This is a genomic window from Pantoea sp. NSTU24, assembly GCF_050157905.1.
GTDB lineage: Bacteria > Pseudomonadota > Gammaproteobacteria > Enterobacterales > Enterobacteriaceae > Pantoea.
Window position 1 is genome coordinate 171,010 of the sequence record NZ_JBKIWZ010000001.1, and the last position, 16,287, is coordinate 187,296.

General features: G+C 55.0%; 14 protein-coding genes. 10 read left to right on the forward strand and 4 right to left on the reverse strand.

Annotated elements, in window-relative coordinates; translation table 11 throughout:
• Positions 1–8: 8 nt before the first annotated feature.
• The 3 genes from dgt to ACLHDD_RS00740 all read left to right on the forward strand — a co-directional run bounded on the left by dgt (position 9) and on the right by ACLHDD_RS00740 (position 4,408).
• Entirely contained in the window at positions 9–1,499 is a 1,491-nt protein-coding gene (gene dgt / locus ACLHDD_RS00730; RefSeq protein WP_427102535.1) for a dGTPase, read from the forward strand.
• A 134-nt stretch (positions 1,500–1,633) separates the two neighbouring features.
• Entirely contained in the window at positions 1,634–3,067 is a 1,434-nt protein-coding gene (gene degP, locus ACLHDD_RS00735; RefSeq protein WP_427102536.1) for a serine endoprotease DegP, read from the forward strand.
• 183 nt (positions 3,068–3,250) lie between these two features.
• Positions 3,251–4,408 (forward strand): CdaR family transcriptional regulator, encoded by a 1,158-nt coding sequence (locus tag ACLHDD_RS00740; RefSeq protein WP_427102537.1) that lies wholly within the window; start codon positions 3,251–3,253, stop codon positions 4,406–4,408.
• 59 nt (positions 4,409–4,467) lie between these two features.
• Here the strand turns inward: ACLHDD_RS00740 and ACLHDD_RS00745 are convergent, their stop codons facing one another.
• The 4 genes from ACLHDD_RS00745 to map all read right to left on the reverse strand — a co-directional run bounded on the left by ACLHDD_RS00745 (position 4,468) and on the right by map (position 9,506).
• The gene (locus ACLHDD_RS00745; protein WP_010254085.1) at positions 4,468–4,860 is read right to left on the reverse strand and encodes a DUF3461 family protein; all 393 of its coding nucleotides are present in this window, start codon (positions 4,858–4,860) and stop codon (positions 4,468–4,470) included.
• 224 nt (positions 4,861–5,084) lie between these two features.
• Positions 5,085–5,909, reverse strand: a complete 825-nt coding sequence (dapD, locus tag ACLHDD_RS00750; RefSeq protein ID WP_427102538.1) for a 2,3,4,5-tetrahydropyridine-2,6-dicarboxylate N-succinyltransferase — start codon at positions 5,907–5,909, stop codon at positions 5,085–5,087.
• Positions 5,910–5,992: 83 nt separating this feature from the next.
• On the reverse strand, positions 5,993–8,647 hold the full coding sequence (gene glnD, locus ACLHDD_RS00755) for a bifunctional uridylyltransferase/uridylyl-removing protein GlnD (RefSeq protein WP_427102539.1): 2,655 nt from the start codon (positions 8,645–8,647) through the stop codon (positions 5,993–5,995).
• 64 nt (positions 8,648–8,711) lie between these two features.
• Complete coding sequence (gene map, locus ACLHDD_RS00760) at positions 8,712–9,506, reverse strand: type I methionyl aminopeptidase (protein ID WP_427102540.1); 795 nt, start codon at positions 9,504–9,506, stop codon at positions 8,712–8,714.
• Between the two features lie 316 nt (positions 9,507–9,822).
• Between map and rpsB the strand changes: the two genes are divergently transcribed.
• The 7 genes from rpsB (at position 9,823) to cdsA (ending at position 16,282) form a co-directional block, all read left to right on the forward strand.
• A complete protein-coding gene (gene rpsB, locus ACLHDD_RS00765; RefSeq protein WP_009091997.1) occupies positions 9,823–10,548 on the forward strand; it encodes a 30S ribosomal protein S2 in 726 nt (241 codons plus the stop codon).
• A 180-nt stretch (positions 10,549–10,728) separates the two neighbouring features.
• Positions 10,729–11,580, forward strand: coding sequence for a translation elongation factor Ts (tsf, locus tag ACLHDD_RS00770; protein ID WP_313653159.1), 852 nt, complete (start codon positions 10,729–10,731; stop codon positions 11,578–11,580).
• 157 nt (positions 11,581–11,737) lie between these two features.
• Positions 11,738–12,463, forward strand: coding sequence for a UMP kinase (gene pyrH, locus ACLHDD_RS00775; protein ID WP_009091994.1), 726 nt, complete (start codon positions 11,738–11,740; stop codon positions 12,461–12,463).
• Between the two features lie 143 nt (positions 12,464–12,606).
• On the forward strand, positions 12,607–13,164 hold the full coding sequence (frr, locus tag ACLHDD_RS00780; protein WP_009091992.1) for a ribosome recycling factor: 558 nt from the start codon (positions 12,607–12,609) through the stop codon (positions 13,162–13,164).
• A 111-nt stretch (positions 13,165–13,275) separates the two neighbouring features.
• Positions 13,276–14,472 carry a 1-deoxy-D-xylulose-5-phosphate reductoisomerase gene (gene ispC, locus ACLHDD_RS00785; RefSeq protein ID WP_427102541.1) on the forward strand — a complete coding sequence of 399 codons (1,197 nt, stop codon included), beginning with the start codon at positions 13,276–13,278 and terminating at the stop codon, positions 14,470–14,472.
• Between the two features lie 181 nt (positions 14,473–14,653).
• Positions 14,654–15,406, forward strand: a complete 753-nt coding sequence (gene ispU, locus ACLHDD_RS00790; RefSeq protein WP_313653164.1) for a (2E,6E)-farnesyl-diphosphate-specific ditrans,polycis-undecaprenyl-diphosphate synthase — start codon at positions 14,654–14,656, stop codon at positions 15,404–15,406.
• An 18-nt stretch (positions 15,407–15,424) separates the two neighbouring features.
• On the forward strand, positions 15,425–16,282 hold the full coding sequence (gene cdsA, locus ACLHDD_RS00795) for a phosphatidate cytidylyltransferase (protein WP_427102542.1): 858 nt from the start codon (positions 15,425–15,427) through the stop codon (positions 16,280–16,282).
• Positions 16,283–16,287: the final 5 nt, after the last annotated feature.

Genomic DNA, 16,287 nt, shown 5'->3' on the forward strand with positions numbered 1-16,287 from the left:
GGTAATTCATGTCGGCGATCAATTTCAGGAAGAAGATCAGCTTCTCGCGCCCTTATACCAGCCGAAAAGATCCGGAAGGCGAATATTACATTACGCGTCATTTTGAGAGCGACCGCGGACGCATTATTAACTCTGCGGCTATCCGCCGCCTGCAGCAGAAAACCCAGGTTTTTCCCCTGGAGCGCAACGCCGCCGTCCGCTCCCGCCTGACGCATTCGCTGGAGGTACAACAGACCGGGCGGTATATCACCAAAGAGATCCTGCAAACGCTGAAAATGCAGGGCGGGCTGGCACAGTACGGGCTGGATGAACTCGAAGGCGCATTTGAAAGCCTGATTGAGATGGCGTGTCTGCTGCACGACGTCGGCAATCCACCGTTTGGCCATTTTGGCGAGGCGGCCATTAACGACTGGTTTGAAGCGAATCTCGCCGCTGAGCTGGTGGATCCGCTGGTGGCGGGCGTGGAAGGGGAGGCGCAACGCAGCGCATTTGATCAACTCAATGCCATGATCCGTCAGGATCTCTGTCATTTTGAGGGCAACGCGCAGGCCATCCGCATGGTGCACACGCTGCTGCAACTCAACCTCAGCTATTCTCAGGTCGCCTGTATCCTGAAATATACCGCGCCCGCCTGGTGGCAGGGTGAAAAGCCCGCTGAATTTAGCGTATTAATGAAAAAGCCGGGATTTTATCTCTCCGAGCAGGATTATATTGCCGACCTGCGCGCCGCCACCAATATGGAAGAACATCACCGCTTTCCGCTCACCTATATAATGGAAGCCGCCGATGATATCTCCTACTGTATTGCCGATTTGGACGATGCTGTAGAAAAAGATATCTTTAATGTTGAAAGTTTGTATGAGTTTCTCAATAAAGCCTGGGGGCCAGTCAAAAATAATGATGCCTTCAGCCGGACGATTGGCGAAGCCTGGCGTGAAGCCTGCAGTAAAAAACGTCGCAGCCGCAGCGATCAATTTTTTATGTCATTACGCGTAAATGTTCAGAGCGTGCTGGTCAGCTACGCCGTGAAACGTTTTGTCGATAATCTGCCGGCAATATTCGCAGGCAGTTTCAATCATGCGCTGCTTGAAGATGAGGGAGAAGAGGGGCGTCTGCTGCAGCTGTTCAAGACCGTCGCGCGCCAGCATGTGTTTAATCACTCTGAAGTGGAGCAGCTGGAGCTGCAGGGCTACCGGGTGATTAAGGGCTTACTGGAAATCTATGCGCCACTGATGCGCCTGAACTATGAAGCCTTTACCACGCTGATAAATGAAGATTTCCTGCGCCAGCATCCTATCGAAACCCGGCTTTTCCATAAGCTCTCCGGCAAACATCGCAAAGCCTATCTGCATAAGATGCGTAATCTGGTCGTGGAACATAAATATCAACGGCTGTTGTGGGAACGTTATTATCGTTTCCGGCTTATTCAGGATTATATCAGCGGGATGACCGATCTCTATGCGTGGGATGAGTATCGCCGACTGATGGCCGTAGAATAAGCCACCGATTGTAAAGAGCGCGAATAAATTTTTACCTTTGGCTTAAACTTTTAAAGGAACTTCGCGCTAAAACATTTATCTCACCTTTCGACCACAGCAATGGTCTGAACAGTAATCTTATTGAGAAACGAAAAATGAAAACAAAGACCTTAATGTTAAGTGCGCTGGCTCTGAGCCTGAGCATGGCCCTCGCCCCTGTTACTGTTTCTGCTGCACAAACGGCCTCATCTGATAGCCAGCAGCAGCCAAGTCTGGCTCCTATGCTGGAGAAAGTAATGCCCTCTGTGGTCAGTATCAGCGTCGAGGGGACCACCACGGTGAAAACCCCGCGTATGCCGCAACAGTTCCAGCAATTCTTTGGCGACAATTCGCCTTTCTGTCAGGACGGCTCTCCGTTCCAGAGTTCACCCATGTGCCAGAGCGGCGAGGGCGGCGGCGCGCCCGGACCGGATACGCAGCAGGAGAAATTCCGGGCGCTGGGATCGGGCGTTATCATTAATGCTGAAAAAGGCTATGTGGTGACGAACAACCATGTGGTCAACAATGCGACCAAAATTCAGGTGCAGCTCAGCGACGGTCGCCGTTACGACGCTAAAGTGATCGGTAAAGATCCAAGCTCAGACATCGCGCTGGTGCAGCTGAAAGATGCGAAAAACCTGACCGCCGTGAAAATTGCTGATTCCGACAACCTGCGCGTGGGTGACTACACCGTGGCGATCGGTAACCCTTATGGCCTGGGCGAAACCGTGACGTCCGGTATCGTCTCGGCGCTGGGCCGCAGCGGCCTGAACGTGGAAAACTACGAAAACTTCATCCAGACGGATGCGGCGATCAACCGGGGTAACTCCGGTGGTGCGCTGGTTAACCTCAACGGTGAGCTGATCGGGATTAATACCGCCATCCTGGCGCCGGACGGCGGCAACATCGGTATCGGCTTTGCGATCCCGAGTAACATGGTGAAAAACCTGACGGCCCAGATGGTTGAGTTTGGTCAGGTGAAACGCGGCGAACTGGGCGTGCAGGGCACGGAGCTGAACTCCGAGCTGGCAAAAGCGATGAAGGTCGATGCACAGCGCGGCGCCTTTGTCAGCCAGGTGCTGCCGGATTCGGCGGCGGCCAAAGCGGGCATCAAAGCGGGTGACGTCATCGTCTCAATGAACGGCAAACCGCTGAGCAGCTTTGCGTCACTGCGCGCCGAAGTGGGTTCACTGCCAGTGGGCACCACGCTGAAGCTGGGCCTGCTGCGTGACGGCAAGCCGGTCGATGTCTCCGTTCAGCTGCAGCAGAGCAGCCAGGCGAAAGTACAGTCGGCCACCATCTATAACGGCATTGAAGGGGCTGATCTCAGCAATGTGGAGACCGGTGATAAAGGGGTTCGCGTGGATAACGTGAAACCGGGCAGCGCCGCGGCGCGCATCGGCCTGAAAAAGGGCGACGTGATTCAGGGTGTTAATCAGCAGGTCGTCACGAACCTGGGTGAACTGCGCAAAGTGCTGGATACTAAACCTTCCGTACTGGCGCTGAACGTGAAACGCGGTGACAGCAGTATCTATCTGTTGATGCAGTAACAGCCTATCTTTCAGCAATGGGCGGACTACGGTCCGCCTTTTTTATATCTGCGCTTTATCCTGCCAGAGTGTGATGCTGACCGCAGATTCGGTAAATGCCTCCCCGGCTCTGTGCAATTGCACAATGCTCTGTGCGCAACCCATGCGTATTCTGTTTCTCCCCCTCTCTATCAGGAGTTATGGATGGCGACCTATCACCTTGATGCCCGGCTGGCACAGGATATCGTGGCACGCACCATGAAGATTATTGACAGTAACGTCAACGTGATGGATGCGCGTGGCCGGATCATCGGCAGCGGTGACCGGGAACGGATTGGAGAGTTGCACGAAGGTGCGCTGCTGGTGCTTTCTCAGGGGCGGGTGGTCGATATCGACGAGGCAGTGGCTAAACATCTTCATGGCGTGCGGCCCGGTATTAACCTGCCGCTGCGGATCGATGGCGAGATCGTTGGCGTGATTGGCCTGACAGGGGAGCCGGTCGCCTTACGTCACTATGGCGAGCTGGTCTGTATGACGGCGGAGATGATGCTGGAACAGGCGCGACTGCTGCATCTGCTGGCGCAGGATAGCCGTCTGCGTGAGGAGCTGGTGCTGAACCTGATCCGCAGCGATACCCTGTCACCGCAGCTGACCGAATGGGCGCAGCGGCTCGGTATCGATCTCAATCAGCCGCGCGTGGTCGCGGTGCTGGAGATTGACAGTGGTCAGCTTGGCGTTGACAGTGCGATGTCGGAATTACAGCAGCTCCAGACGCTGCTCACGACACCTGAACGCGATAACCTGATCGCTATCGTATCGCTGACGGAGATGGTGGTGCTGAAACCCGCCCTGAATGCCCATGGACGCTATGATCAGGAGGATCATCGCCGTCGCGTTGAACAGTTACTGCAGCGAATGAAAGAGAGCGGACACCTGCGGATGCGCATTGCGCTGGGTAATTTTTTCAGTGGCCCGGGCGGCATTGCGCGCTCCTACCGGACGGCGCACACGACGATGATGGTTGGCAAGCAGCGGATGCCCGATGTGCGCAGTTACTTTTATCAGGACCTGATGCTGCCAGTGCTGCTCGACAGTCTGCGCGGCGGCTGGCAGGCTAACGAACTCGCCCGGCCCCTGGCGAAACTTAAAAGCATGGATAACAATGGCCTGCTGCGCCGGACGCTGATCGCCTGGTTCACTCATAATGTTCAGCCGGGTGCCACGGCGCGCGCACTGTTTATCCATCGCAACACGCTGGAATATCGGCTGAACCGGATTTCTGAGCTGACCGGGCTCAATCTTGGCCAGTTCGACGATCGGCTGCTGCTCTATGTCGCGTTGCAGCTGGATGAGCAGGGATGAGGGAAAGCGCAAGACATAAAAAAGGCCAGCAGCGCTGGCCCTGTCTGTCGGTGGGAAAATTAACGACCGTTACGGGTTAATTTTTCCAGATCCGATTCAATTTCAGTGATCTTATGGGATACCACACTTTCCAGGTGACGCAGGTCATCGAGGATTTTGCGTTTCAGATCGACTTCAACCTGGTCACGCTGGCAAATCTGGTCCAGCTCATCGATGACATAACGCAGGTTCGGGCTGATCTCCTGCACCTCTTTGTAGCCCTGCGTCGCGTGGTCGGCCACAACCGTTTTGCGCTGGCGCGGATATTTGAATTTAACGCTCTTCGCGAAAAACTCGCCTTTATCTTTGCGGAAGTAAATTTTCAGAATATCGTTGTTGGCTTCCTGACGCAGGCTGTAACGGTCGATATCATCCGGGTTACTGATTCCTAAACTTTTAAGATTGTCATACATAGCGTTGTTTCCATCAAAAGTGAGAAGCGCGCAGTTTTGTTCATGACGTCAGACAACTGTAGACATAAAGCAGCGGGATGAACATTGCGCAGCAGGATTTAACTGGCGCGGATTATGACCTGGATAAAAACTAAACGCACCCGATCTTTCGCGGCGCGAAGCAGGCTGTTCCGGAGGGATTGTAAAGAAAAGATGACGGGCTGGTTTCCAGCCCGTCACGAAAATCAGTCGATGGTGCGCAGCAGTTCGTTGATGCCGGTTTTGCTGAGGGTTTTCGCATCCACTTTCTTCACGATCACCGCACAGTAGAGGCTGTAGCTGCCATCTTTGGACGGCAGGTTACCGGAAACCACCACTGAACCGGCAGGAACGCGGCCATAATGTACTTCGCCGGTTTCACGATCGTAGATTTTGGTGCTCTGACCGATGTAGACGCCCATGGAGATCACTGAGCCCTCTTCGACGATCACGCCTTCCACGATTTCAGAGCGTGCGCCGATGAAGCAGTTATCTTCGATGATGGTCGGATTAGCCTGCAGCGGCTCCAGCACGCCGCCGATACCGACGCCGCCAGAGAGGTGAACGTTTTTACCGATCTGCGCACAGGAGCCCACGGTCGCCCAGGTGTCCACCATGGTGCCTTCATCGACGAACGCGCCAATATTGACGTAAGAAGGCATCAGCACGGTGTTGCGGGCGATAAACGCACCCTGGCGTACTGCCGCAGGCGGCACCACGCGGAAACCGGCTTCTTTGAAACGAGCCTCATCCCAGCCCGCAAACTTCATCGGCACTTTGTCATAAAAACGGGTTTCCGCGCCTTCCATCACCTGATTGTCATTGATGCGGAAAGAGAGCAGCACTGCTTTCTTCAGCCACTGATGCGTTACCCACTCGCCGTCGATCTTCTCAGAAACGCGCAGTGCGCCACTATCCAGCAGAGAGATTACCTGGTTGATGGCATCACGGGTTTCGCCGTCGACGCTGGACGGGGTGATGTCAGCGCGACGTTCGAAGGCGGATTCAATAACGCTCTGTAACTGTTGCATATTTTTTTCCTGATCTGTCATGTACGATGCCGGGCAATACCCCGGCACAAGTAAAAAGATAAAGGTTTACCAGTCGGTTCGGGTCACACTTTATCGTTTGGATTAAGGGCCTCTGTCAACCGTTGTTGCAGCGCTTTGCGCATTTCTTCGTTCAGCGCCTGCCGTTCACTGTTAGCCAGAATAAACAAATCTTCGACCCGCTCGCCAATCGTGCTGATGCGTGCGCCATGCAGTGAAACCCCCAGATCGGCAAAGACTTCTCCGACCCGTGCCAGCAGGCCGGGCTGATCCAGCGCCACCAGCTCCAGATAGCTGCGCCGGTCGGTGTGCGTTGGCAGGAAATTGACTTCGGTATCCACGCTGAAATGTTTAAGCCGGGCTGACGGGCGGCGGGTGCGTGGCGGCACCCACTCGGACTGGGTAATCGCCTGTTCCAGCGCCTGAATAATCATCGGATGACGATCCGGCGAGAGCGGACTGCCATCCGGCTCCAGCACGATAAAGGTATCCATCGCCATGCCATCGCGGCTGGTGAAGATTTGTGCGTCGTGTACGCTGAGGTTGCGGCGGTCCAGCTCACCGGCGACGGCGGCAAACAGATGCGGCCGGTCAGGACTCCAGATAAAAATTTCCGTTCCGCCACGCGTGGCATGCGGGCTGACCAGTACCAGCGGTTTTTTCAGATCGTGACCCAGCAGGTGTCGGGCATGCCAGGCGATCTGATTGGGGGTATGGCGCAGGAAATAGTCGGCGCGGCAGCGATTCCAGATCTGATGCAGCCGCTCTTCGTTAATATTGTCCATACGCAACAGTGCCAGCGCCTGCAGGCGATGATGACGTACCCGCTCGCGCAGATCCGGGCTGTTTTCCATGCCGCGTCGTAGCTGCTTCTCGGTGGCGAAGAACAGCTCGCGCAGCAGGCTCTGCTTCCAGCTATTCCAGAGGCTTTCGTTAGTGGCGCAGATGTCGGCGACAGTCAGGCAGACCAGATAGCGCAGCCGGTTCTCATTCTGCATCACCTCGGCGAACTGCTGTATCACCGTCGGATCCTGAATATCGCGCCGCTGCGCCGTCACTGACATCAGCAGGTGGTGACGGACCAGCCAGGCCACCAGCTGCGTTTCCCGCGAGTTCAGGCCGTGCATCTCTGCGAAGTCGAGCGCATCCTGCGCGCCGAGAACAGAGTGGTCGCCGTTGCGCCCTTTGGCAATGTCATGCAGCAGGGCGGCCATCAGCAGCAGCTCCTGCTGAGGCAGACGGGGCCACAGCTCAACGCACAGCGGATGCTGCGGCCGGGTCGCTTCACTGGCAAAGCTTTCCAGCTTCTGCAGAACCCGGATGGTGTGTTCATCAACGGTGTAGGCGTGAAACAGATCGAACTGCATCTGTCCGACAATCTGGCCCCATAGTGGCGTATAGGCCCACAATACGCTGTGGCGATGCATGGGCACCAGCGCCCGGCTGACTGCACCAGGATGACGCAGAATCGACATGAAGGTGCGGCGTGCCTCCGGAATCTGACACAGCGGCTGACTGAGATGACGACGTGCATGACGCAGATGGCGCAGGGTGGTGGAGTAGATGCCTTTAATGTTGTCGTTACGCACCATGACGTAGAACATGCGCAGAATCGCCTGCGGCTCGCGTCTGAACAGCGTTTCGTCGCGCAGGTCGATTAAATCGCCGCGCAGCTGGAAATCGTCATCGACAGGGCGGGGCTTTTCACTGGTGGAAAGCGCCAGAATTGCCTCATCAAACAGTTGCAGCAGCATCTGATTCAGCTCGCCGATGCGCCGCGTGACCCGATAAAAATCCTTCATCATTCGCTCAACCGGCTCATTGCCATCGCCCTGGTAGTTCAGGCGCTGTGCCACGCTGAGCTGGCGATCGAACAGCAGGCGGTTGTCGTAGCGGGGCAGGGAAAGGTGCAGGGCAAAGCGGATGCGCCAGAGAAACGCCTGGCATTCATTGAGTTCGCTGCGCTCCGCGTCGGTGAGGAAACCAAAGCCGACCATCTCATCCAGCGTGGTGGCACCAAAATGACGTCGGGCGACCCACTGCAGCGTATGAATATCCCGCAGGCCGCCGGGGCTGCTCTTAATGTCCGGCTCCAGATTGTAGCTGGTGCCGTGATAACGCTTATGTCGCTCCTGCTGCTCCTCCGTTTTGGCCGCAAAAAAGGTGGAGGAGGGCCAGAAGCCATCGCTGAAGATATTCTTCTGCAACTCGAGAAACAGCGCCACATCGCCGGTCAGCATCCTGGACTCAATCAGGTTGGTGGCAACGGTGAGATCAGAGAGCCCCTCCAGCAGGCACTCTTCCAGCGTGCGGACGCTGTGGCCTACTTCCAGCCGGAGATCCCACATCAGCGTCAGCAGCGCGCTGGTACGCTGCGCAGCCTGTTCATCCAGTGGCTGGCGACTGAGGATCAGGACATCAATATCTGAGAGCGGATGCAGTTCGGCGCGGCCATAGCCGCCCACGGCAACCAGCGCGATCGCGGGCATCTCCGCAAAGCCAAAAAAGCGCCACAGGCGGCACAGCAGCCGATCAATAAACAGCGTGCGCGCATCAATCAGCGACGCTACCGCTTCACCCGCATCAAAGGCGGCAGCCAGATGCTGCTGAAACTGTTCCAGCCGCAGCTTCAGGCTGTCGCGGGTCAGCTGGTCGTCACTCCACTCGGCCGGGGAATCGGCCAGACCGCTCTTCACATCTTCCGACAGACTCACGCTCATGCAGCTCTTCTCTTTTAGCCAAAAAAAAGCCGGCTCAGCGCCGGCTTGATCTGTAATCGGGGAATCACCCTTCGGCGACGAGCACAGCAGGCAGCGTGTCATCTTTACGCAGGGTTAAAATCTCACAGCCGTTTTCCGTCACCACAATAGTATGCTCATACTGTGCGGACAAGCTGCGATCTTTGGTTTTTACCGTCCAGCCATCTTTCATGGTGCGGATGCGGTAATCGCCAGCGTTGACCATCGGCTCGACCGTAAAGGTCATGCCCGCCTGCAGCACCACGCCGCTGTCATCGGCATCGTAATGCAGCACCTGAGGCTCTTCGTGGAACCCTTTACCAATGCCGTGGCCGCAATATTCCCGCACTACGGAGAAGTCGTTCGCTTCCACATACTTCTGAATTGCGCGGCCCAGCTCGCGCAGGCGGATGCCGGGCTTAATCAGACGCAGGGAAAGATAGAGGCTCTCCTGCGTGATGCGGCACAGGCGCTCGCCCTGGATTGTCGGCTTACCCACGATAAACATCTTAGAGGTGTCACCGTGATACTCATCTTTGATAACCGTGACATCGATATTAACGATATCGCCATCTTTTAACGGACGATCGTCGCTTGGGATGCCGTGGCACACCACTTCATTCACCGAAATGCAGACTGATTTTGGAAAACCGTGATAGCCAAGACAGGCAGAAACCGCCTGCTGCTTTTGCGTGATGTGCTCGTGGCAGATGCGGTCCAGCTCACCGGTCGTTACACCCGGCTGAACGTGGGGTTCGATCATCTCCAGCACTTCAGCGGCCAGTCGGCCGGCGACGCGCATTTTTTCGATTTCTTCGGGGGTTTTGATTGAAATTGCCATTAAATTAATCCGCATTTGTCGAAAATTTCGACAATAATGAACTCTGTGCTGCCATGTTAGCAGCCCGTAAATGGGCTGCCAAATAGAGAACGCACTGGCCCCGGCTCGCGATCAATTATTGGCGTCCCGGCGCTGGTTGTGGTATAAAGCGCGCCGACGATTCTCTGTATGGCCGTTTCGGTCAGCAGGAAACGCATAACTCTCATTATGTGTAATAAAACACACATGTATCGACACATACGCCGGGGTGCCTTGAAAGAGGTCGGTCGTATGGGATACATGGAGGCCCAACCCCAATCAAAATTCAGAGGTAATCATGGCAACTGTTTCCATGCGCGACATGCTCCAGGCGGGTGTTCACTTCGGTCACCAGACCCGTTACTGGAACCCAAAAATGAAGCCATTCATCTTTGGTGCGCGCAACAAGGTTCACATCATCAACCTTGAGAAAACTGTCCCTATGTTCAACGAAGCACTGGCTGAGCTGAACAAGATCGCTTCCCGTAAAGGTAAGATCCTGATCGTAGGTACCAAACGCGCTGCTGCTGAAGCGGTAAAAGAGTCTGCACTGAGCTGCGACCAGTTCTTCGTCAACCACCGCTGGTTAGGTGGCATGCTGACTAACTGGAAAACGGTTCGTCAGTCAATCAAGCGTCTGAAAGATCTGGAGACTCAGTCTCAGGATGGTACTTTCGACAAACTGACCAAAAAAGAAGCGCTGATGCGTGCGCGTGAGCTGGCCAAGCTGGAAAACAGCCTGGGCGGTATCAAAGACATGGGCGGTCTGCCAGACGCGCTGTTTGTTGTTGATGCTGATCACGAACATATCGCAATCAAAGAAGCAAACAACCTGGGTATCCCGGTATTTGCTATCGTTGATACCAACTCTGATCCAGATGGCGTTGATTTCGTTATCCCAGGTAACGACGATGCGATCCGTGCTGTAAGCCTGTACCTGAATGCCGTTGCGACTACCGTTCGCGAAGGCCGCTCTCAGGACCTGGCTGAGCAAGCTGAAGAAGCGTCTTTAGAAAACGCTTAATAAGGTTTGCTCTGCATAAGAGCCCTTAGCATTCAGATGTGATCTGTAAGGGGCCTATACTGGCCCCTTTATTTTATCTTAGTCTGTCACGCTGCCTACCGGACGGCGGGACAGAAAAATTTTCCGCAAATAAGTGTCTGCTGGTGCACATGCACACAGGCACGAACCGAGGATTCTGGAATGGCTGACATTACCGCTGCATTGGTAAAAGAACTGCGTGAGCGTACTGGCGCTGGCATGATGGATTGCAAAAAAGCGCTGACTGAAGCGAACGGCGACATTGAGCTGGCGATTGAGAACATGCGTAAGTCTGGCGCAATCAAAGCAGCGAAAAAAGCAGGCAACGTGGCTGCTGATGGCGTGATCAAAACCAAGATCGTTGGCGACTACGGCGTTATTCTGGAAGTAAACTGCCAGACTGACTTCGTTGCAAAAGATGGCGGTTTCCAGGCATTCGCAGACAAAGTTCTGGATGCAGCTGCTGCCGATCGCGTTACCGATGTTGAAGTCCTGAAAGCGCAGTTCGAAGAAGAGCGCGTTGCACTGGTTGCTAAAATCGGTGAGAACATCAATATCCGTCGCGTTGCAATCCTGGAAGGCGCTGAGCTGGGCAGCTACCTGCACGGCGCACGTATCGGCGTTCTGGTTTCAGCAACCGGCGCAAACGAAGATCTGATCAAACAGATCGCAATGCACGTTGCAGCAAGCAAGCCTGAATTCGTTAAGCCAGAAGACGTTTCTGCTGACGTGGTTGAGAAAGAGTACCAGGTTCAGCTGGACATCGCGATGCAGTCTGGCAAGCCAAAAGAGATCGCTGAGAAGATGGTTGAAGGCCGTATGAAGAAATTCACCGGCGAAGTCTCTCTGACCGGTCAGGCTTTCGTTATCGACCCAAGCAAAACCGTTGGCCAGGCGCTGAAAGAGCAGGGCGCTGACGTCATCAACTTCATCCGCTTCGAAGTGGGTGAAGGCATCGAGAAAGTTGAGTCTGACTTTGCTGCAGAAGTTGCAGCCATGTCCAAACAGTCTTAATGCTTTGAAAGAACCGCCAGATGGCGGTTCTTTTTTGTCTGTGCACCGCAACAGGCTCGTTTTCAGTTTCATCCCAATAGCAATTTCATCGCGGTAAGCGGATGATCGATCAGAATTTACTTCTTTTTTACACCCAATCTTCCAGGAAGAACTGACCATGGCGACCAACGCAAAACCTGTTTATCAACGTATCCTGCTTAAACTCAGCGGTGAAGCCCTGCAAGGCGCTGAAGGTTTTGGTATCGACGCGAGTGTGCTTGACCGTATGGCACAAGAGGTAAAAGAGCTGGTTGAACTGGGCATCCAGGTCGGTGTTGTGATTGGCGGTGGTAACCTGTTCCGTGGCGCAGGCCTTGCACAGGCGGGAATGAATCGCGTCGTAGGCGACCACATGGGTATGCTGGCAACCGTTATGAACGGTCTGGCGATGCGTGATGCGCTGCACCGCGCCTATGTGAATGCACGCCTGATGTCAGCGATTCCACTGAATGGCGTCTGTGACAACTACAGCTGGGCAGAAGCGATCAGCCTGCTTCGCAATAACCGCGTGGTGATTTTCTCCGCCGGTACCGGCAACCCGTTCTTCACCACGGACTCTGCGGCGTGTCTGCGCGGCATTGAGATTGAGGCGGACGTAGTGCTGAAAGCGACCAAGGTCGATGGCGTTTACTCTGCTGACCCGGTGAAAAATCCGGATGCAACCCTCTATGAGCAGCTGACCTATACCGAAGTGCTGGATCAGGAGCTGAAAGTGATGGATCTCGCGGCCTTTACCCTGGCGCGCGACCACAAATTACCTATCCGAGTTTTCAACATGAACAAGCCTGGCGCGCTGCGTCGCGTAGTCATGGGTGAAAAAGAAGGCACCCTGATTACGCATTAATACCCGAGGCGAGATAAAATAAGGTATATTCTGTCAGCGCGATGATAATGCATTGCGCACCAGTCAGGATTATCGATAATTATCGATCCCGCTTCCGGTGATGCCGGAACTGGCCAGGTCAAACCGAATCCAAGGGTTTCAACGTGATTAACGACATCAAAAAAGATGCTGACACGCGCATGGAAAAATGCGTTGAAGCATTCAAAAATACCATCAGCAAAGTGCGCACAGGTCGTGCTTCCCCTTCGCTGCTTGACGGCATCGTCGTCGAATATTACGGCACGCCGACGCCACTGCGTCAGCTGGCTTCCGTCACTGTGGAAGATTCACGCACGCTGAAAATCAACGTGTTTGATCGCACACTGAGTGCGGCAGTTGAAAAGGCGATCATGAAGTCCGATCTCGGTCTGAACCCAAGTTCAGCCGGTAGCGACATCCGTGTTCCGCTGCCTGCGCTGACCGAAGAGCGTCGTAAAGATCTGATTAAAATCGTGCGCGGCGAAGCCGAGCAGGGCCGGGTGTCGGTACGTAACGTCCGTCGCGATGCCAACGATAAAATCAAAGCGCTGCTGAAAGATAAAGAGATCAGCGAAGACGACGAACGTCGTGCGCAGGATGAAATCCAGAAAATGACGGATGCTTACATCAAAAAAGTCGATGCTGCACTGTCAGAAAAAGAGACGGAGCTGATGGATTTCTGATCCCATCACTGCCCGACAAAACGCCGTACAGAGAGGTATTCGAATGAATGCGACATCTGGCGGCGTTTTACATTGTGCCTGTGGGCACGCTGACTTCACACGGATAGCCTCATGAAGCGATTAACTCTGCTGGGATCAACCGGCTCGATCGGCACCAGCACGCTGGCGGTGGTTCGCGCCAACCCAGAGCTTTATCAGATCACGGCACTGGTAGCCGGTCACAACGTGGCGCTAATGGCTGAACAGTGTGCAGCCTTTACTCCGCGCTACGCCTGCATGGCAGACGACGCCTCCGCTGCTGCGTTGCGTGAGCGACTGAGAGCAATCAGAGTTAACACTGAAGTGCTCTCCGGCGTTCAGGCCGCCTGTGAACTGGCTGCGCTGGACGAGGTGGATCAGGTCATGGCGGCGATTGTGGGCGCATCGGGTCTGCTGCCGACACTGGCGGCCATTCGTGCGGGCAAAACAGTCCTGCTGGCTAACAAAGAGTCCCTTGTCACCTGCGGCCGTTTGTTTATGGAGGCGGTGCGTCATCATCACGCACAGTTACTACCGGTCGACAGCGAGCATAACGCCATTTTTCAGAGTTTACCCGCTACCATCCAGCATCAGTTAGGTTACGCTGACCTGCAGGATAATGGCATTGAGTCGATTATCCTTACGGGATCGGGTGGTCCTTTTCGTGACACAGCGTTAGCGGATCTCAGTGCCATGTCGCCGGACCAGGCCTGTGCGCATCCGAACTGGTCGATGGGGAGAAAAATCTCTGTCGATTCGGCCACCATGATGAATAAAGGTCTCGAGTACATTGAAGCCCGTTGGTTGTTCAATGCCAGCGCAGCGCAGATGGAAGTGATCCTTCACCCCCAGTCGGTGATTCATTCCATGGTGCGATACTGCGATGGCAGCGTGCTGGCTCAGTTAGGTTCTCCGGATATGCGTACGCCGATTGCTCATAGCATGGCCTGGCCGTCGCGTATTCATGCTGGTGTGACACCGCTGGATTTTACCCGCATGTCGGCGCTGACCTTTGCAGAACCTGATTTCAGCCGCTATCCCTGCCTCAAACTGGCTATTGATGCCTGTGACGCAGGGCAGGCGGCGACCACCACGCTTAATGCCGCCAACGAGGTTGCCGTCGCGGCTTTCCTGAATCACCAGATCCGCTTCACCGACATTGCCGCCCTGAACAGTGCAGTGATGGCGGCACAGGCATGTCCGGAACCGGATTCGGTGGACGCTGTCCTCGAAATTGATCGCATCGCGCGCGCGCTGGCAACAGAAATGTTGCCGCGTTTTACGTCGTGACAGCGATCGCTATGAGGCCATTTGTTCGCTTCAGGTGAAAATGGTATAGTCGCTGGCTCGCGTTTCACGGTCTGTCACCGAATTCGGTGTGGCCCGGCACTCAGAGCGTGTCGGGATTTGAATCGGGCGCAATGTATTCAGAAACCACAGCATTTCTGATGAAAGGAATTGGTTAAGCGTTATGTCGTCTAACAATCACAACAACACTGATGACCAGCAGGGAAACGGCCCGCGTCACGTCGCTATCATCATGGATGGCAACGGTCGCTGGGCAAAAAATCAGGGAAAATTGCGGATTTCCGGTCACAGAGCGGGCGTTAAATCGGTACGCCGTGCCGTCAGCTTTGCGGTCAGCAACAATCTCGAAGCCCTGACGCTTTACGCCTTCAGCAGTGAAAACTGGAGTCGGCCAGCGCAGGAAGTCACCGCGTTGATGGAACTGTTTGTCTGGGCGCTGGATAGCGAAGTTAAAAGCCTGCATAAACATAATGTCCGTCTGCGTGTCATTGGCGATACCAGCCGTTTCAGTCCGCGTATTCAGGAACGTATTCGTCGTTCTGAGACACTGACTGCAAATAATAGTGGCCTGACGCTCAACATTGCTGCCAACTATGGCGGCCGTTGGGATATTATCGAAGGCGTGAAAAAACTGGCTGAACAGGTTCAGGAAGGATTACTGAGACCTGATCAGATTACCGAAGAGAGCCTGACGTCGCAGCTCTGTATGCAGGAGCTGGCGCCAGTGGATTTAGTGATAAGGACCGGGGGAGAGCATCGGATTAGCAACTTCCTGCTGTGGCAAATTGCCTATGCTGAATTCTATTTTACCGATGTGCTCTGGCCGGATTTCGATGAACACGTTTTTGAAGGTGCACTGAATGCATTCTCTCTGCGGGAGCGTCGTTTTGGCGGCGCTGCACCAGGCGGCGCCTGAGCAATCTGGGGGTAACCTTTGCTGAAGTCTCGTCTGATTACCGCGTTGATCTTAATTCCGCTGGTAATAGTTGCACTGTTCTGGTTACCGCCCGTAGGTTTCGCACTGACAACGATTGTTATCTGCATGCTGGCCGCCTGGGAGTGGGGGCAGTTTGCAGGGATGGCATCACGCCAGCAGCGCGTCTGGCTGGCTGTACTTTGTGGCCTGCTGCTGGCACTGATGCAGTTTACGCTGCCACCCTATCAACACACCGTGCATCTGCCACAGATTGCGACATCGCTTTGGGCGTCGCTCGTGTGGTGGGTTGTGGCGCTGCTGCTTGTGCTCTCCTATCCCGCTTCTGCGGCTTTCTGGCGCCATTCGCGTCCGCTCCGCTTACTCTTTGGCATATTAACCCTGGTGCCCTTTTTCTGGGGCATGGTGGCGCTGCGCCAGTATCACTATGAAACTGACCACTTTGCCGGTGCCTGGTGGCTGCTGTTTGTGCTGCTGCTGGTGTGGGGCGCGGATTCGGGAGCCTACATGTTTGGCAAAATGTTCGGCAAACACAAGCTGGCGCCGAAGGTTTCACCGGGAAAAACCTGGGAAGGGTTTCTGGGTGGTCTGGTCTGCTCGGCGCTGATTGCGCTGCTGTTTGCCTCGCTGGCGCCGCTTACGGTTTCTGCCAGTACGCTGGTGGTCTGTGCGGTGATTTCAACGCTGGCGTCGGTACTGGGCGACCTTACGGAGAGTATGTTCAAACGTGAAGCGGGCATTAAGGACAGCGGCAACCTGATCCCGGGGCATGGTGGCATGCTTGACCGCATCGATAGCCTGACTGCGGCGGTGCCGGTGTTTGCCTGTTTACTGCTGCTGGTGTTCCGCACTCTCTAAGGACA

Excerpts from the sequence above, each read along its gene's own strand:
- ispU (WP_313653164.1), top strand. The coding sequence starts at position 14,654 with ATGTCGTCTAACAATCACAACAACACTGATGACCAGCAGGGAAACGGC.
- glnD (WP_427102539.1), bottom strand. The coding sequence starts at position 8,647 with ATGAGCGTGAGTCTGTCGGAAGATGTGAAGAGCGGTCTGGCCGATTCC.
- map (WP_427102540.1), bottom strand. The coding sequence starts at position 9,506 with ATGGCAATTTCAATCAAAACCCCCGAAGAAATCGAAAAAATGCGCGTC.
- tsf (WP_313653159.1), top strand. The coding sequence starts at position 10,729 with ATGGCTGACATTACCGCTGCATTGGTAAAAGAACTGCGTGAGCGTACT.
- rpsB (WP_009091997.1), top strand. The coding sequence starts at position 9,823 with ATGGCAACTGTTTCCATGCGCGACATGCTCCAGGCGGGTGTTCACTTC.
- pyrH (WP_009091994.1), top strand. The coding sequence starts at position 11,738 with ATGGCGACCAACGCAAAACCTGTTTATCAACGTATCCTGCTTAAACTC.
- ACLHDD_RS00740 (WP_427102537.1), top strand. The coding sequence starts at position 3,251 with ATGGCGACCTATCACCTTGATGCCCGGCTGGCACAGGATATCGTGGCA.
- dapD (WP_427102538.1), bottom strand. The coding sequence starts at position 5,909 with ATGCAACAGTTACAGAGCGTTATTGAATCCGCCTTCGAACGTCGCGCT.
- ACLHDD_RS00745 (WP_010254085.1), bottom strand. The coding sequence starts at position 4,860 with ATGTATGACAATCTTAAAAGTTTAGGAATCAGTAACCCGGATGATATC.
- ispC (WP_427102541.1), top strand. The coding sequence starts at position 13,276 with ATGAAGCGATTAACTCTGCTGGGATCAACCGGCTCGATCGGCACCAGC.
- degP (WP_427102536.1), top strand. The coding sequence starts at position 1,634 with ATGAAAACAAAGACCTTAATGTTAAGTGCGCTGGCTCTGAGCCTGAGC.
- dgt (WP_427102535.1), top strand. The coding sequence starts at position 9 with ATGTCGGCGATCAATTTCAGGAAGAAGATCAGCTTCTCGCGCCCTTAT.